General features: G+C 38.2%; 10 protein-coding genes. 8 read left to right on the plus strand and 2 right to left on the minus strand.

Annotated elements, in window-relative coordinates:
* The first annotated feature begins 149 nt into the window (after positions 1-149).
* The 4 genes from E1171_RS20845 (at position 150) to E1171_RS20860 (ending at position 6,877) form a co-directional block, all read left to right on the plus strand.
* The gene (locus E1171_RS20845) at positions 150-725 is read left to right on the plus strand and encodes an RNA polymerase sigma-70 factor (protein WP_155208005.1); all 576 of its coding nucleotides are present in this window, start codon (positions 150-152) and stop codon (positions 723-725) included.
* 76 nt (positions 726-801) lie between these two features.
* Positions 802-1,764, plus strand: a complete 963-nt coding sequence (locus E1171_RS20850; RefSeq protein ID WP_155208006.1) for a FecR family protein — start codon at positions 802-804, stop codon at positions 1,762-1,764.
* A gap of 150 nt (positions 1,765-1,914) precedes the next feature.
* Positions 1,915-5,214 carry a SusC/RagA family TonB-linked outer membrane protein gene (locus E1171_RS20855; protein ID WP_155208007.1) on the plus strand — a complete coding sequence of 1,100 codons (3,300 nt, stop codon included), beginning with the start codon at positions 1,915-1,917 and terminating at the stop codon, positions 5,212-5,214.
* Between the two features lie 10 nt (positions 5,215-5,224).
* A complete protein-coding gene (locus E1171_RS20860; protein WP_155208008.1) occupies positions 5,225-6,877 on the plus strand; it encodes a RagB/SusD family nutrient uptake outer membrane protein in 1,653 nt (550 codons plus the stop codon).
* 202 nt (positions 6,878-7,079) lie between these two features.
* Here E1171_RS20860 and E1171_RS20865 read toward each other — a convergent pair whose 3' ends face one another.
* On the minus strand, positions 7,080-7,277 hold the full coding sequence (locus E1171_RS20865) for a hypothetical protein (RefSeq protein ID WP_155208009.1): 198 nt from the start codon (positions 7,275-7,277) through the stop codon (positions 7,080-7,082).
* A 557-nt stretch (positions 7,278-7,834) separates the two neighbouring features.
* Between E1171_RS20865 and E1171_RS20870 the strand changes: the two genes are divergently transcribed.
* The gene (locus tag E1171_RS20870; protein WP_222931559.1) at positions 7,835-14,434 is read left to right on the plus strand and encodes a LamG-like jellyroll fold domain-containing protein; all 6,600 of its coding nucleotides are present in this window, start codon (positions 7,835-7,837) and stop codon (positions 14,432-14,434) included.
* 647 nt (positions 14,435-15,081) lie between these two features.
* On the opposite strand, the gene E1171_RS20875 is transcribed toward E1171_RS20870, so the two are convergent.
* Positions 15,082-15,783 carry a DNA-binding domain-containing protein gene (locus E1171_RS20875; protein ID WP_155208011.1) on the minus strand — a complete coding sequence of 234 codons (702 nt, stop codon included), beginning with the start codon at positions 15,781-15,783 and terminating at the stop codon, positions 15,082-15,084.
* A gap of 445 nt (positions 15,784-16,228) precedes the next feature.
* On the opposite strand from E1171_RS20875, the gene E1171_RS20880 reads away from it, so the two are divergent.
* From E1171_RS20880 to E1171_RS20890, 3 genes are all read left to right on the plus strand, one after another.
* A complete protein-coding gene (locus tag E1171_RS20880; protein ID WP_155208012.1) occupies positions 16,229-16,609 on the plus strand; it encodes a hypothetical protein in 381 nt (126 codons plus the stop codon).
* A gap of 117 nt (positions 16,610-16,726) precedes the next feature.
* Entirely contained in the window at positions 16,727-17,083 is a 357-nt protein-coding gene (locus tag E1171_RS20885) for a nuclear transport factor 2 family protein (protein ID WP_155208013.1), read from the plus strand.
* A gap of 103 nt (positions 17,084-17,186) precedes the next feature.
* Positions 17,187-18,926: a serine hydrolase domain-containing protein gene (locus E1171_RS20890; RefSeq protein WP_222931560.1), complete on the plus strand. Its 1,740-nt coding sequence runs from the start codon at positions 17,187-17,189 to the stop codon at positions 18,924-18,926.
* Positions 18,927-19,164 lie beyond the last annotated feature (238 nt).

Genomic DNA, 19,164 nt, shown 5'->3' on the forward strand with positions numbered 1-19,164 from the left:
TTGTGTTGAAATTCCACTATGGAATTGTGTGGACATAAATAAAATGCAAAAAATGGGTAGTATATTCGTTCTTTAATTTTTTGTAAATTATCGTTTTAGTATGATGATTCGATTTAGTAGGTTATTCAGTTTTTGATAAACTAAGGTACATGACAAAGGAACTTAATCAGCTTAACGATAAAGCTTTACTCTCCTATATTCAACAAGGCAATGAAATGGCATTGGCCAATCTCTATGACAGGTATTGGGATATGCTCTTTATATCAGCTTATAAAGTCTTAAAAGATGAGGAAGCATGCAAGGATATCGTACAGGAATTATTCATTAGTATCTGGGAGAACGATAGTATTAAAGAAATTGAGAATGTAAAAGCCTATCTTTATAATTCGGTGCGGTATCGGGTTTTAATGGTTATTAGAAAAGGTAAGGTGAGGGATAAACATTTGCAAACGATCCGTGATCTCAGTGCAAATACGACTGAAGATATGTTGAATTTTGAAGAGATGAATGAGCGCATTGATTCATTAATTAGGGAATTACCTGACAAATGTCAGCAAGTGTTCAGGATGAGTAGGGTAGATCATCTCACCAATAAAGAAATTGCTGTAAAACTGAATATATCAATCAGAACAGTGGAAACACATATTAGCAATGGTATTAAACACCTTAAAACCAGGATGGATTCATATATGGTACTCGTTTGGATACTGATTCATTTTGATTAGCAGAAAAAATAAGAAAAAAATGTTGATGGCTTACGTGTTCGTTTGGAGTTGTGCAACATCATTATAAAGTACCGCCATGAATAAAACAGAATTTCAACAGCTTATTACCAACTACCTCAATGGTAACGCCACTGGGAAAGAGCAGAAACTCATAGAAGATTTTTACGAAGAGCTGCAAAATAAAGAAGAGGGATGGGAGGCTTTTGAGAGTGATCATAAGTCCCAGATCAAGAGTGAAATCTTTGAGAAAATACAAAGTAGAAAAGGGTCTCAGGATCATCAGAAGGTGGTTAAAATGAATACAAATATTTGGATGAAAATTGCCGCTTCAGTTATCATAGTAATTGGATTTGCCTGGACTTATTTTAACTTCTTTGAATCTGTTCAATCTGATGAGTGGATTACAAAGACTTCATTGACCGGACAACAAATGCTTGTGAATTTGAACGATGGTTCCGTTGTTAAATTGAATAACCAGAGTTCTGTTTCCTACCCAAAAGAATTCACAGATGAATTAAGAGAGGTAAGGTTGGAAGGAGAGGCTTATTTTGATGTAGTGAAGGATCCGGAAAGACCTTTTGAAGTAACTGCATATGGTTTCAAAACTTCTGTTTTAGGAACTACTTTCAATATCAATGCTTTTGATTCTTTGTCAATAAACGTAGCACTACTCACGGGTAAGGTAAAAGTAAATAATGCAGCAGAATCAGTTGTAGAATACCTCAAACCAGGTGAAATGGCCTCCTATGATGCTATTAATGAAAAAGTTTTAGTTAATAATTTCAATTCCGAAAAAATAACCGCCTGGCAGGAAAAGGTCATCTTTTTTGAAGATGCTACTTATAAACAGGTATTTGATGAATTAGGTAGATGGTATGATGTGAAGTTCCGTTTTCAAAATACACCAGATGAAGAATGGAGTGTTTCAGGTAAGTTCAAAAACAAAACACTTGCAGTAGTATTAGAGACGATCAGTTTTTCAGAAGGATTTGAATTCGAAATCAATGAAAAAGTGGTAGATATAAAGTTCACTCAATAATAAATCTGTTCCTGAAAAGAAGGCTTAGGTAATGCACAAAGGAATAGAGGGTTGAATAAAGGTTTAGGATTGATTTTATTTTTTTAGGTAAATGAGAAATGCTTTTTCAATAAGGAATACTTTTTCTATTCAGGGTACTATTAGAACATCATGAGGATTATCAGACGAATAGGGCTCCTTTTCTACACATTTCTGCTGTTCTTTCATTTGCAGGCTCAATCACAGAACCTTAAGGTAAAAAATGATATATCTTTATCAGTAAAGAATACAACCGTCAAACAGGTATTTAAGCGAATGGAAAAGCATTTTGGCTGTGATTTTGTCTACGATAAGAGAACGATCAAAAATCAGCCCAGGGTAAGCTTTATTGCCTCTTCTATTGATGAAATATTACGAAAGTTGAGTGAGCAAACCACTCTGAGTTTCAAGAGGCTGGATTTGTTGATTGCTGTATCCGGAAAGAAGTCCAATTCACTTCGTAAAGAAAATCCTGATTCAACCTACTATAAGGTCAGTGGAAAAATACTCGATGAAGATACGGGAGAACCATTAATTGGAGCGGCAATACAAATTGCAGGCACCATGAACGGTACAACCACTAATTCAATAGGAGAATTTGAGTTGTTGGTTCCGTCCATAGCTGATTTTTTGAAAGCAAGTTACATGGGGTATGAGCCTAAAGAAATCTTCCTGAATAATCAAAAGACTTTGACCGTTAAAATGAAACCGGACATTACTACGCTGGAAGAGTTCGTTTTTATCGGATATGGAACCAATAAGAAAAAAGATTTAACCGGTGCTATCAGTTCTGTCAAACCACGTGATTTTAATACGGGTATTACCAGTACACCTGATGATTTACTAAAAGGGAAAATAGCAGGGGTACAAGTCAATAGTAATAACGGCCAACCCGGGGTTACATCTTCTCTATTTGTAAGAGGAATAAACTCACTTACAAATCGAAATAACCCTTTATACATCATCGACGGTATTCCATTAAACGTAGAGGAAGAAGGTTTTAGCCTGGCGACTGATTTTGGAAGAACAACCTTGTTAAACCCACTCAATTTTATTAATCCGTCAGACATACGATCCATAGACATATTAAAAGATGCCTCATCGGCAGCAATATACGGTACCAGAGCTTCTAATGGAGTTGTTATCATTACCACTAATGACGGTTCTCAAAGTGAATCAGGTGTTTCCTATTCCACCTATTTTGGCATATCAAAACTGAGAAAAAAGCTTGATTTATTTAATGGGGAACAATTTCGGTCTAAAGCCCGAGAAATTGGTGCAGAAGAACAAATGTATTCCAATGAGATTGATACAGATTGGCAGGACTTGTTGTTCAGGGATGCCATATCTTCAAAACATCATGTTAGTTTCAGAAACTCCAATGACCATTTAAATTATTATGCCAGCCTAAATTATACTTCACAGGAAGGAATTGTAGAGTCTAATGTTTTGAAAACATACTCAGGGAGAGTAAATATCAATCATGTAGTAAATAAAGGGATTTTGAAAGACAAGCTTGAAATTCCACTGAAACTGAATTTCTCTCATGTCCATAATGATGGCAATGCCTATTCAAATGATTATAACAGCAATGGTACATTGATGGCCGATGTATTACAGGCAAATCCAACCTATCCTGCATTTAATTCTGACGGAACTATTTTTGATTTTCCTGTTGGAAGAAACCCATTGGTATTACTTGATCAAGTGGATGACTATAGTCGAATAGACCGTGTCATAGGCAATGTGTCTCCAACTCTCAGGCTACTGGAAAACCTTACGTATCAAACCAATCTTGCTGTTGACCGATCAAACTATAACAGGGAGTATCAGATTGCCCCCTCCATGTTAAATGATTTTGGGCCCATAGATGGTCGGGTTGAATTTTTAAAGCAGGAAACCACCAACTTATTGGTAGAGAATTTCCTGACCTATCCTTTTGCTACTGCAGCATACGATATCTCTTTATTACTTGGGCATTCGTATCAGGTTTTTAAAAATAAGAATCTCACAAACAGCATCAATGGTTTTTCTACAACAGAGATAGAGGCTTTTAATAATCCGGGCATAGGCACCTCACTAACTTTAGAACAAAATGCACCATTGGGGTTTTCAAGAATTACTGAATTACAATCTTTTTTCAGTAGGGTTAATTTTTCGTGGCTGGACCAATATCTGTTTACAGGAACTATCCGATATGATGGTTCTTCCAGATTTGGAGATAACAACAAATACGGACTGTTTCCTTCACTTGCATTTGCCTGGAAGATGTCAAATGAACCATTGTTCAAATCACTCAAAGAACGAAATATCTCACTGAAATTAAGGAGTAGTTGGGGGCTCACGGGTAGTCAGAATATTCCGCAGGGAATCACATTACCGCTTTTTTTAGTGAGTAACGATCCTGATGATTCTTATCCTATCAATGGTGAAGAAGATACTCCGGGTTTTACTTTCTTAAGGGCTACTAATGAAAACATTAAGTGGGAAGTAACCTCACAGACCAATATTGGGTTGGATTTTAGTTTGTTCAAAGGAAAATTGTTGGGCAGTGTCGATTATTTCAGGAAAAGTACAACCGATATCCTGCTGAATCTAATCAATGAAGATCCCCTTGGTGTTAATTCATTCTGGGATAATGTAGATATGCAGATCATCAACAAAGGTTTGGAATTAAGCCTTTCGTATGAATATATGCCGATAAAAGATTTAGCTATTGTACTATCAGGAAATGCCAGTTTTCTGAAAAATGAAGTCAGAGATGCGCCCTTTCAATTGATTACTACCTCTAATAGCAGAGGAATTGCCAATGAAAGTATAGGTGTGTATACCAATGGGGCTTCGGTTAATTCATTTTACCTACTCGATTTCAATGGACTTGATGAGAATGGTATGAGTACCTACAGGGACGTAAATAATGATGGTGCCATTACCGACGAAGATCGGCTGATTGCCGGGAGTTCTATTCCAACTGCATTGTTTAATTTCAACATTTTCAGTAAGTACAAAGGTTTTAGCTTAGGTCTGGCATTCAATGGGGTTGGCGGTAATAAGGTTTATAACAGTACACTGTCACTCTTATCCAAACCATTGGTGGCTAGTGGCAGAAATGGCTCCCCACAAAACTTCCTTTCTGAAGAAAGTAACAACAACCTGTTCAGACCAAGTACCAGGTTCCTGGAAGATGGTTCCTTCCTTAGGTTGAGCAATGTAACTGTTGCATATGATTTCAATGTTAAAGAATTCCGCTATTGCAAGAAATTGAAAGTGTATGTTACCGGTCAAAACTTATTGCTGTTTACCAGGTATAGCGGTTATGACCCTGAGGTGAGTAATGCGATTGATTTTGGCAGTATTTCCGGACTTGGGGTAGACTATACCAATTATCCTGTTCCGCTTTCCTTCATTCTTGGTATGGACGTAACTTTTTAAAGTGATTGTTATGAGGTTAAATAAATATCGCATAATGTTCCTTTCCCTTTTTCTGATTGGTCAGTCATGTTCCGATTTAGAGGAAGACATACTCGATCAGGTATTGAATCAGGATATTTTGAATAACGCAGATGCAGCGGACAATTTGCTGGCCGCTACTTATGGAGCTGTTCGCAGCGGTTGGGGGAAAACTCGTGAGTTTTGGATGTTTACGGAATTAACGACAGACGAGGCCATTATTCCATTTAGGGGAAGAATACATTTCGGAAACCCGCATTGGCAACCTATGCACACCCACACCTGGACACCACTGACAAATCGTACGTCTGAGATTTGGGAAACACTTCACAGACCTTTTGAGAGAGCTTTGGTATTGGAAAGTGAGATTCAAAACCTAAAGGTGGAACAGAGCGTAATCGATCAATATGTAGCTGAAGCGAAAGGTGTTAGTGCCATTTCTCAATATTATGCATTGAATTGGTATGATCAGATGCCGATTAGAGAAGGAAATGAAACAAAGTATTTAAGAGGTGAGGAGGCCTGTGACTTCCTTATCTCCCGCATAACAGAGATAATTCCTGACTTACCATCCATATCGGATTACGGACCCAATAGGTTTAACAAGGAAGCTGCTATGGCACTTTTGATGAGAGTTTACCTAAACAGAGCTGTATTTAACAACCGATATGCAAGTGGATTCAACTTTAGTCAGGAGGACATGCAGCAGGTCCTTCATTATGCAAATATACTGATTAACTCAGGTAATAATGCTTTAGAAACTGAAGACTATTTCAAAATCTTTGATATTGATAACCACAATCATCCGGAACACATTTTTTCTATTAATCAAAATGGAGGAAACGGGTTGCAGGATATTATATGGATTAGTACCTCAAGAGCCAGATTTGGCAGTCTGGTAAATCTGGCAGCCAGGGGTGGAGATGGTGCATCTATTACTCCTGAATTCTGGCATAGCTGGGAAGGTAATCATGAAGATCCTAGGTTTTCTAAGATCATCATCCCGCAGGATGGATCGGTGACTCAAATAAGTGATGAAGAGTGGGGACAAAACAGGGGATTAATTGCAGGACCCCAGTATGGTGTTCGCTTTAACGAAGAACAATCAGGACTGGAAAGAACGGCTTCCGGCGATTTGGTAATTGCACCACTTTTCAATTTTGAAACGGATAACGAACGGGTAATCCATTCAGTGGAAGTTGATTTTGAAGCCTTTAGTGGACATAATAATGGTATAAGAGTCGCTAAATACCAATGGGATCCGGAAGCTCCTGATGATGGACGTTCCTACTCCAGGATGGATATTCCCTTATTTCGCCTGGGTGATGTTTATTTAATGAGAGCAGAAGCCAATCTGAGAATGGGTAATACTGCTCTAGCTTTACAGGATTTGAATACCCTACGGACAGCCAGGAAACACCCTGTACTGCTAGCGGAAATTGATGAAGAAGTTCTTTTGCGGGAAAGAGGGTTTGAAATGTATTGGGAGCATGTTAGAAGAACCGATATGATTCGTTTTGGCAAATTTGAGGAAGCTTACACTGAAAAGGGAGTTTCGGAAACCTATCGAAGAGTATTTCCGATTCCTGCAAGTATATTAAATGCTACTAAGGAAGGCTTACTCCAGCAAAATGAAGGGTATTGATTGACCATGTGCTATTCTAACCCTCACCCAAGTGCCTACTTGCGTTTAAATATATAGGAAAGGTGGCAGCAGGGCCGTTTCCTTCTTTTATGTTAAAAATTTTCAACTTTTATTGACCTTAATTGCTAGGGTTCCCATTAAAAGTTTAATAAAATTTCTTGCTTTTTATGACAGTACCTAGCCCAGTGGGTTTATAGTCCCGCTAGTCCTCCCAAAGGTTGGCTTGGGCCAAAAGCGGGGTGTGGGGAGGTTTGAGAGAGGAAGCATTTTTGGCTCTAGCCTTTTTGCTTACTTTTTGGCAATGAAAAAAGGAAGAGCCCGGCCAGCTTGAAGCCAAAACGAAGGCAAAGCTATCTCCCTTAGGAAAAGAACCTCCCTTAGCTCGAGTAGATACACTCACACCAAGGATGTTAAAGGAAACGGCCCTGATGGTGGTAGGATTTTGCGTTGTGGCACCATGAAAAAAACACCCTCCATCATGTCCCCCTTGTAATTGAAATGGGTATTTTTTAGAACGTCATTTCAAAATTTTTCATGGATATTAATCTGCTTCCTCGAGATGGAAAGGAAAATATCTAAAACCTCACAATTAGGTGTTTACACCAGAGTTTTTGGCTCACAGCTCTTCAGTCTAAATTGTAGCACCATTTTAAAGCCTGCCACAGTCTCATGCGGGTATTTTTTTATTGTTAATCATGACGAAACTCCAGTCAAGCAGAGGAAGATGTTACGGATTATAAAAGCAAAATAAGTTGATCTCTCTTTAGGTTCAGTAAATCAGTTAATTAAGGGTTGAGTGCGCATCAAAAAGTAGCACTTCAACTGTTCCTTTAAAAAAAAATCAAAAAAAAATCATTTTCCCTTACGTGTACCTCTTCATTTAAGCAACATCATAATGAAGCGTAGGAAAAGCTAGCAAACCATATGGATACGCACATGAATTTAACTTTTAAAGAAATGCAAAAACCAATTCAAATGGAGTCATATACGAAGTGTTTAAGCAGACATGATCACAGGGACCGGAAGGAACGAATAAGCGGTAAGCAATCGCCTTACCTTACCGGAAAAACTAATCCTATAAAGATACCTCTCAGTTTTGTGTTGGTATTACTCATAAAGCTAATTTTTACTTTTTCAGCAGTAGGACAATCTCAGGTGACAGATTATGTAGACAATTGTGTTCCTTGTAATGATAATGGTCCAAATGGTATTTCTGATACCTATCCATGTTATGGTGCAGGGGGTGTATTGTACACCGAAGAAATGCTCGAAAAAAAATGGTATGAAATACTTTGGCCGGGAACGCATAACTCCTATGCCAATGACGATGATGCTGTTAAAGCAAAGCAATTCAAGTACGATGAAAACTATCCGGAATTAACCACAGAAAATCAGTGGTCGAGCATTGAAAAACAGCTGAATCACGGTGTCCGGTCACTTACTATGGACATTGCCACTAGAGACGATTACGTCAAATTTTGTCATGGTGGTTGCGACTTTGGAAAAGTAAAGGAAAATGTGTTAAAAGACATCAGTCAGTTTTTAGAGGATAATCCTCATGATGTGGTGATCATGCATGTAGATTTTGTGAGGGGTAGAAATATTTTCTGGACCGGCAATAAAAACCCGGGAAAGAACAATTATGCCCATCTGTTTGCAGACCTGATTCATGAAATGGAAAATTATGGTCTCGACAAATATGTGGATCCTGCTAAATGGGAAGTAGTTGACGTTCTGGAATATGAATCCCACCCAGATTTTAATAGTTACTATGCATCTGCTGATTCAAGGGTTACTCATAAAACGCAAAATGGTAAACAAAAATGGAACGTCCCAACAGTAGATGCTGTTGCATTAGCCTGGCAGGATGCGATGGATGCCGGAACCATTGATTGGGAGGCTAATTTGGGCGAGATGATCGCTAAGGGTGAAAGGTTTATATTTCTTCCTGAGACCCTTTCCGACGATTTTGAACCCAATGTAGGGTGGTATCGATCAGACCAGGAAAGAACCTATCCAGATGCAAGAGGTTTTAACCCAGAATATCTAAGAATCAGAGATAAAGATACCAGATCGGCCGCTTTGTATGTGAATGCAGAAAAGAAGAATTATTCCGCTGGCGATAGGGATGAGAGCAGAAAGGTAAATGATGGTGTCTACTTATACAATACAGCATTGAAAGCTCAGGAGTTGCTGGATGATCTAAACATCGACAGAATCAATGAAGGGAAAGGGCCTGCCTATTTGATGGCCTATGAAATGCATTTTTACGATTTTGAAAAAGACTGGCGAAAGGATACCGATTTTTCCATGGTAGATGCAAGTATTTGGTTCAATATGGGGCTGACACACCCTGATGAGGTAATTAACCTGTTGGACGGTACCAATGATAACGAAGGTTTAGCCGTGAATACACCGCTGTTGATGAGAGCTTCCGGTTATGAATATTTCGTGGTGGATGGCAGTAACGTAGTTGAAAGGGAAACGGGTGAAGTAGGAACACAAATGGTCGTGAGTTCATTTAATCCTGCAGATCAGACATTCTTCCTGCGTAAAGCTTACACAAGAAATTACTTATACAATAATAATGGAACGATCAAAGTAAATTCAAGTGATGACGATAGCTACAATCAGGCAACAGCCTGGGAGATAGAATATTTGGAGGGTAGTGGATACGCATTTAAAATTCCCGAAACAAGTAACTACCTCCATTATAATGGCAGTAACCTGGTAGTCAGTACTACAAAAACCTATTTTCAATTTAGTGAGGATTTATCCTATGCGAGGTTGGCTTTTGAACAGAATGTAAATGACTCCCAAGGGTCTATCTCACCTACCATTCTTACTTCTGGCAGCTATTCACCTACCTATGATTACATGCCTTATTGGAATGGGTATGCACTAAGACTGGATGGTGGTGCCGGAGTTCAGTTGAATATGAGCAATTTTAAAGTGGAGAATTCAGATGATGCCTACACTTTTGACTTCTGGCTTAAGACAGATGATCAAAGAGATGACAAACATAAGCAGATCATTACTGCCAAAAATTTCACCATTAACCTGGATAAACAGGGAGAATTAAATTTGACATTAGGAAAGGGATCAGGATCCAGCAATCGCATACATTTGACTAATTATGCATTGAATGACGATGTCTGGCATCATATCATAGTAAGTATTAAAGGCAATATTTCCAATATAGATGATTCCGGGGAAAATGAAATTTACCCTTCTCCTTGGGTAAAGGCCTATGTAGACGGAGACAATACCTATAACAGTAACAGTGATTGGGCCAGATATGGAAGTGATGAACGATTAACCACTGATCCGGCCATAGGTGCAGATAAGATATCAGGAAGTGACAGAAATGACTTTTCCTATTTCATTGGAAACATAGATGATCTTAAAATCTACCAGGATGATGTAGCGGAATTATTGATCTCCGAAACAGATCAATCTTCCGGACCTTTTGCAGCTTATAATTTTGATGGTGATTTGAAAGACAATTCAGAAGCAGGCTTTGGACATGATATTACTGATTCTGATGCTTTGATGGTCGAAGGAACAGTCAGTGGCAACTATTATCTGGATTTCAATGGCTCACAAAATACGGTCATTCCATTTACCAATACCATGGGCGACTTTCCAGGTGCTGGAATGTCATTCTGGATCAATAAATCCATCAACGAGCAGCAAAAGGAAACTATTGTTTTTTCAGGAGATTGGGAGCTCTTTCAGGATACGGATGGATTCTTGAAGATTAATCAGCTACATAATCAGAATATCCAATCTTTTGGTGTGAAAATTAATGATGGGTTATGGCATCATTTGCATATCGCTTTTGACAATAGCATTGAGCAGGCTAAACTGTTCGTTGATAGCGTACAAGTAGGTAATTCAGTCACTTATGATTTGAGTAGAATGTTCCAAAATGGAAATACTTACATCGGTGAAAAGTACTTTGATACAGGTGTTGGATTCAAAGGATATATTGATGAGATAAAATTTTACAATTATGCATTGAGTGAAGAAGAAATAGCCATTGAAGTAACCACTTCAGATTATTATGACCTGATCAACAATGGTCTTGTATTAGACTTCCCCTTAGATAAGGACACTTATGATGCCTCAACTTATGAAATTGAAAATAATGCCAGCGACTTAGTGCTGCAGGGAACTGCCAATACCCGCTTTGTGGAGGATGGCGTACTGGAAACTACCGTATTAGAATTAGATGGAGACAGTTACGAAGTGTCCGATGGTTTTACCTATAACTCCGCTGATTTTACCAATGAAATGACGGTGTCATTCATGTTCAGAAAAGCGCCTGGTACCTGGACTGGTACTGCGGAGGATTTAGTAGGCACCAATGACTGGCGTATTTTGATCAAGGAGACACATTTTGAATGGGTCATTAAACAGGGAGGTTGGGTGATTTTATCATCCAATGATGGTGGTGAAGATCATAATTATGCTGATGGTGCATGGCATTTTGTAGAAGCTTCTTTGGCTGCTGATGGTAGTATGTATTTGTTTGTAGATGGGAAGTTACTGGGAAGTAAACCTGCGGGTACCATTACAAACATCAATAAAGGCTATGGTGCGGTAACCGTTGGGGCCCAAGTAGGTGGTGCCAGTCCTTATATTGGTAAAATGTCGCACCTAATGCTGACTAATCAGGCAATCACCTCAGCAGATGAAAGTGCATTTGAGGACAGTGCCATTTCAGATGAGGCAGGATTAATCGCTTATTACGATTTTGAAGATGATGATACCTCCTATCCGATAGATGTAACTGGCAACCATGACGGCCTGGGCTCTATCAATAATGTGGAGTTTGTTGACAATCATGTAAAACCGGGAGAATCAAATAAGGCATTACGCTTCAATGGAAATGGTTATGTAGACCTTGGTTTTTCAATGAGCCCCGATGACTACAATGATGAGATGACGGTTTCTCTTTGGATGAGAACCGATGACTGGACCAATGATTATGAAAGAGTAATTGATGGTGATAAATGGAAACTGATCAGAGCTGGATCGGGCGATAACCTCAGATTTTATTCATGGAACAGTGCCGATAAATCTACCGATGGATATACTGCAGTAGATGATGGGCTATGGCATCATGTAGTGATGACGGTAGAGAAAAGTGACGACTATCAGTGCATTAAAAGGTTGTGGATAGATGGTGTAAAAGAAGATTATGCCTACATTTCTAACCCTATCACATCAGCCGTGAACAACATACTGCTGGGAAGAAATGTAAATGGCGACACAAGTGATGATTTTACAGGGGAAATTGATGAATTAAAGATCTATTCCAGGGTATTGAGTGATGATGATATCGCAGGTGCCTATGCACTGGAATATCCTGAAGGTGATCTGGCTTTTTACAAACTGGATGGGAATGCAAAAGATGACTATGGTTATTTCCATGGAACGAATAATAGTGTGAGTTTCCCCACAGATGCAGAAAGAGGCACTGTAGCACAGTTTAACGGTAGTAATTCTATTAGCTTGGACAAACTGGCCGACTATGGCGAAATAACAGCATCAGAAGGTTCATTCTCTGCCTGGTTCAGAACCACACAAAACAGCAATAATGAGAATGAAAAGGCCGTACTTTTTTATGCAGGAAACGGTAGTGCTAATGGTTACTCAGGCGACAATGACCTACATGTACATATCAATGGTGACGGTACCCTAAGAGGACAGTTGAATCTGAAAAGTGGTAGTGTTTCTTTCAACGTGACAACATCTTCCATAGTAAATGATGATGAATGGCATCACGTAATCTTTACCTGGGACGAAAGTAATGGCATTGAACTATTTCTTGACGGTATATCACAGGGTACTAATAATCACATAAATAACACCTACGATATTCATCATATCTATTTGGGTAGGACAGGAGATGCTTCCAGAAGCTTTAAAGGATACCTGGACGACGTTCGCATTTTTGACTACGCATTGGATGTGGATGAGACAAGTGTTATTTATGACGATATGTTTGCTTATTACAAACTGGATGGTGATGCAAACGATGTTTCCAGAAATTATGATGCCTCAGGTATCAATGGTATTGATCTGAACTTCAATAGTACACAGAGGGGAATCGTAGCAGGCTTTGATGGATCAGATGATTACCTTGAACTACCTGAACTCACATTGGATATGACAAAGGGATTTTCATTTTCCGGATGGGTTTACTGGGATGGAAGTAGTAGCCAGCGATGGGAGCGACTTTTGGATTTTGGTAATGGTGCAGGCGTTGACAATATCGTGCTGTATCGACGACTTGAATCTAATGATTTAGGATTCCTGGTTCAAGATGGCACCACAAAGTATGAAATCACCATCACCGACTACATTGAATCTGACAAGTGGATTCATGTGGCCAGTACGGTAGATGAGCATGGTAATGTGGTCATCTATAAAAATGGCGTTCAATTCGCTACGGGCGTGTTTGGAGGATTACCATCAGCACCGGTAACACTTAACCAAAACTATTTTGGTAAATCCAATTGGAGTGCTGACGATTATTTTAAGGGTTATATGGACGAACTGAAAATATTCAACAGAACACTTAGCCTTACAGAAGTTGAAGAAAATTACAACTCAGGATTAGGTGAAAACCTAGCTTATTATAAATTCAATGGCAATGCTGACGATGAATATGGCAATTTCGATGGTACAGCACAAAATGGAGCCGACCTGCTTTACACGGATACTGATAGAGGAACGGTTGCGCATTTTGACGGAAGTGATGATTACATAGATTTACCAGACATGTCTTTCGATCTGGCTAAAGGGTTTTCCGTTTCAGGCTGGTTCTATCATGAAGGAGCAGGAGCCGATTATCAAGGTCTCTTTGATTTTGGAAATGGAGTCAATACAGACAATGTGATGTGTTTCTGGCAAAATAATGGCAACGTAAACACGACAAAGATTTACATTGACGGCTCAGAAGGTACAATCGGTTACTATGGCTTATTAGATTGGAATTCGTGGACGCATCTGACACTTACAATCGATGAATCAGGTTATGTAACCATGTATAAAAACGGTGAGACGGTTGTCCCCGGTGGACATCAAAGTGCTTCTGTGCTGAGGACCATTCCTTCCGGCGAAATCGATCGTCTGCAGAACCACATTGGGAAGAACGCCTGGGAAAATTATTTCGATGGATTAATAGACGAAGTGAAAGTTTTTAATAAAGCACTGACACAGGAAGAAATAGACGAAATTATACTGGAGTCTCCCAACGCAAGCATGGCAACAGTAGGGATGGAAATGAAAACAGAAGAAGAGCCTGTGATAATTGAGGAAGTGGTCATCTATCCTAACCCTGCTACTGATGTACTCAATATTTCACTTCCGGATGGGCAATTCAATCTCCACTTCATGGATATGTATGGCAAAGTCCTGGAGATTCAGGAAGCCATATCGGAGCACACACAAATACAAGTAAAAAATATGAAACCAGGGCTGTATTTGATCAGACTGTCTAATCAGGAAATTGAAAAATCATATCGGGTTCTTATAGGAAATTAGTATGAAAAAGAATTGATTAACTCATAACTGATTGGTGATTTTTGATGGAAATATCCATTGAAAATGAGAAGGTCGTCCTGATTGATATCTGGACGACCCTTTTTATAAAAGGTCATCACGAAAAATTGATTAATTCTTGATTAGATTTCTGGAAATGTGAGAACATTTTCCAGAATACATCAATTCTTTTTTGTTAGGATTTTATATATCGATTATGAGTAATTTTCTTTCTCAATTACCACCATGCTCTTTCATCAACCATGCACTAATTGTATCTGTATGGCCCACGTTCCTTTCATCGACTTTGCACGATCTGTAGCTAGTCTGTGTACAACTCTTTCATTGGCTATGGGTTGTCCGTTCCTAGTCGGTTCATAATCCTTTCAAGGCCTATGAATAAACTGTCATGGTCTGTGAACGAGTCCTTCATAGCCCTCCCAAGACTATATTATAGGTTGTTTTTTCTGATTGTTGTGCATGCGACAAGAAGGAATTTTACCTTTGGGATGGAAAAATATAAAAGCCATTTCTAAAAAAGCGAGTATTCAAAAATAGGTGATGGCCAAACTTTTGTCATTTGATATATGTGGATGCTTTATATAAAAAAAGCCCTCCAGTCGGGAGGGCTTTGATCAGGGATTATTGCTTTAAGAAATTGGGTTGACCACTAGGTTTTCTTCCAATCTCCCGGTTCGCAGTTCAGAGGAACGCATATTACTTCGGACTTCTAAATTGTATTCTCCGGCTGGTAATTCACCTGGTATCATAAAGATGATTTCTGAGGGCATGTTTCGTACCAAAGCAGATGCTGGATATTCGGTACCTTCTTCGGCGACCAGGAAAACACCTTCCTGGGGATTGCTGATGTCAATTTTCAGTCTGCGACCTCTAATATGCCCTACCAAACCAGGACTAAGGTGTTCATTTTTGCTGTTGGTAGCAACATCCGTAAAGGAGGATAAAAAAGGAGCGGGTTTAGTGGCTTCAACTTTTTCGACAGAAATTTCTTGGGTTAATTTTTTCAATCGACTTCCTGCTGATACATTTAATTTTACCTGGTGTCGATTGCGATCAAAACTTTCTTCTTCTTCGAAGACGCCTGAAATGGCCGGATTGATTTTAAACAACTCTGTATTGACCCCCTCCCCAGCTTTGAGGATTTGTTCTACTGCCAGGGCGTATTCTTCGAGTACGGACATCGCCTCGGCTTTGGTTACTGTGGAACCACGACTAATCATCAGATTGATGATGTCTTCCTGGGTTTTGCTTTCCATACCCTGGACCTGAGCCATGTAATCGTCCGGATCCGGGGTAAGATGATTGTCAACAAGTGCAAACTTTAGTGCCATAATGAAAAATTTTAAAGGTTTAAGAAAAGAATAAAAAGAAGGATTATGGGGTAAACACTTCCTGATTGGCTTATTGGAAGTGAATACTGATGAGTTTTTTGTAGAATTTTCGTAATTAATATATTACATAAATATTTAAAAATCAATAGGTTTAATGGCTAGAGCTTAAAAAAAGTGACTGGCACAGCAAGAAGGTTTAATAGAGAAGTGTAAAGGCAACCAACTTTAAAAGAAAGAATTTACTTGTATGGGAGTTTCATACCCAGAATAGATCATTTCCAGATCCTGAATTGCTTAAGTAAAACCGGTTGGAGTCATTTTTGAGTGAAATTTCCCATACTTTTTTTACAAAAAAGAAAGAAACAGATAGGTGTTTTATTTAATAATCACAATATTAGAAGTATATGATCCTTGTTGGGATAAAATTGACGCTAACATATTTTAAATGGAAACGACTTTTATAATTGGAAGGATAATGGCGCCCTATCTAATTGTAACAGGTCTTGGTTTTTTCTTGTCAAAAAGTTTTTATAAGAAATCAATAGAAGAAGCTGAAAAATCTGATCCTGTTCTAATTAATTTATCAGGGATGGTACACTTTTTAATAGGGATGACAATTTTGACGCTTCATTTCCGACGGAATAACTTGCTGGAAACAATGATTTCCATTTTAGGATTTCTATTTACTTTGAAAGGAGCCTTTATAATTGCTTTACCTGTTTTGACGTTAAAATCTAATGAGGCTTCCATTAAATTATTGCGTGTTATGGGAACAGGCTTTACCACAGCAGGATTGATAATTGGATACCTAAGTTATTTAGGTTGAATCACGATTATTTCCACTTTCCAGAAGGGTGGAAGTAATGGATATAAGGCGGATATACCACATATGTGGTATACACGGTTGATGGCATTCATTTGATAAAAGATAGATAATAAGAAAATGAAACATTCACAAAAAGAAATTGCGGAATCATTCTCTAATGGAAATTTCGAATTGACGTTTCCCTATTTATCAGAAAACATAGTTTGGCATGTAATCGGTGAAAACCTGTTTAAAGGAAAATCGGAAGTGCTTGCAAACTGCAGACAAACTTCAGAATATTTCAAATCTGTCCAGACGGACTTTAAAACGGATGACATAATCGCTACTTATAATAGAGTAGTAATAAGGGGGACAGGTGAATTTATTAGGGACGGGAAAAGAGTCAATTTGATTACAGCCTGCGATGTTTATGAGTTCAATGACCATCATGAAGTGGAAAAGATCTCATCGTATTGTATTCCTGAAAACAAATAAAACGAAATGACCACAATGGCTAAAAAGCGTTGCTGCCCTTCGGGGCAGCAACGCTTTTTAGACGGAACATTATATGTGAATAAAAATCAGTCAAATGGATATTATGAAAAAAACTTTATTGATTATTCTATATTTAATAACTTTTAATTCATGCGTCCAATCAAAAAAGGAGAGTAATAATCTCACTCATGAAAATTCAAAATTAGCCGCGAGAGTGGATAACTACTTGAAATCTGTAACTTCACTGGGTTTTTCCGGATCTATTATTGTCTCTGAAGGAAGTGAAATTATACTACAGAAGGGTTATGGATTAGCAAATCGTGAAAACAGAACTGAATATTTAAGCAATACAATACAATCTTGTGGCTCAATCACCAAACAGTTTACTGCTTCAGCAATATTGCTTTTAGAAAGTAAAAACAGGCTTTCTGTAAATGATAAATTATCGGAATACTTTAGCAATGCTCCGAAGGAGTATCAGAATATTACAATACATCAATTATTAACACACAGCTCAGGAATTATTTCAGGCATTGGTCCTGATGAGGAACCAATAAGTAAAGAAGCGTTTTTAAAAAAGCTCTGGCTTGAGGCGTTAGAATTTGAACCTGGTTCTGGCTACAGGTATTCAAATGCAGGATATTCCCTTTTGGGGATGATCATTGAACAGGTCTCCAAAATGAATTATGAAGATTTTTTGAGAGAAAATTTATTTGACCCTTCAAAAATGGAAAGCACGGGGTATATGGTGGCCGGAAAGGACACTACACAGTTAGCCATTGGTTATAATAAAGGTAAATACTGGGGCAAGGTTTATAAGAATGGTTGGCTTGAAGATGGCCCCAATTGGCACCTAAGAGCAAATGGTGGAATACACACCACAGTGGAAGATATGCATAAGTGGTTACAAGTCATGCTGGGCAATGGAGTGCTTGAGGATGACATCATAGAAAAATGGACAACTGGTTATGTAAATGAAAACAATGACGATTCTAAATATGCCTATGGGTTAGTTGTCTACAATGATCAGAAGTATGGAAAAATAATAACTCATGCTGGAAGCAATCGGATTTTTTCAGCAGATTTAGTATGGCTCCCCGAAAAAAATATACTTTATTATATCCAATCGAATACTTCACTATTTCCTGCCTATGAAATAAGTAATAATATTCTATCGGCTGCATTCGACTCGACCTTTCGAAGCTCCCCATTCATCAAAATTGATGACAATATAAAACCTGAGTCCATACTCCAATTAGAAGGCAAATATGAAATTGACGGAGGTTCAGTTGAATTAAAATCAGATGATGTTCGATTAATGGCCAAAATAAATGGTCAATCGATGCTTAATCTTTTCTTGAATCATTCAACGAAACAACAAGATTTTTTTTCAAACTTAAATCAGAGAACAAATGAAGCATTGATATTACTTAAAGAAGGAAGAGCAGATGCTCTAAAAGATTTGATGCCTGCGGGCCAGGATCCATTGCCAGCTACTGAAAACTTATTGAGACAAATTGATCAAATTGGCAATTTAGAATACTTGAACCTTATAGGTACATTTGAAAACAGCGAGAATTCAAGATTTAGCAAAATCGGAGCATATACTACTTTTGTTCACGCTCGATTTCCAAATTGGAATAGGTACTGGAATTTTGTATTCGATAAAGATGGTAAATATGTAGGAACTTACAGTGGACCGTGGCCTACTTTTACAATGATTCCAGTGGAATTGGACAAATTTATTGCAGTAAGACAAGAGTTCCCATATGAAACTACTGATGTAGTCTTTAAAGAAGATTGCCTTATTTTGAATGGAATAAAAGCATGTATCAAGGAATAAGTTAATAAAACGATTTTCAGCACCATTGTACTGCTATCCGAATCAATTCATAATTATATTATAGGGAAGTACATAATAAATGAAAAACACTACTGGCAACACTGTTTATGCGATAATGCTTCCTAAGTGGTGGCACTGAGAATACACTAACCGTTGTACACCATTTGGTATGATAAAGGCACATCGTTTACATAGTTAAAGGGACATGGTTTACACTTTTTGAGTAGCTTTTGGTTGA

The organism is Xanthovirga aplysinae (assembly GCF_009711365.1).
Classification (GTDB): Bacteria; Bacteroidota; Bacteroidia; order Cytophagales; family Cyclobacteriaceae; genus Xanthovirga; species Xanthovirga aplysinae.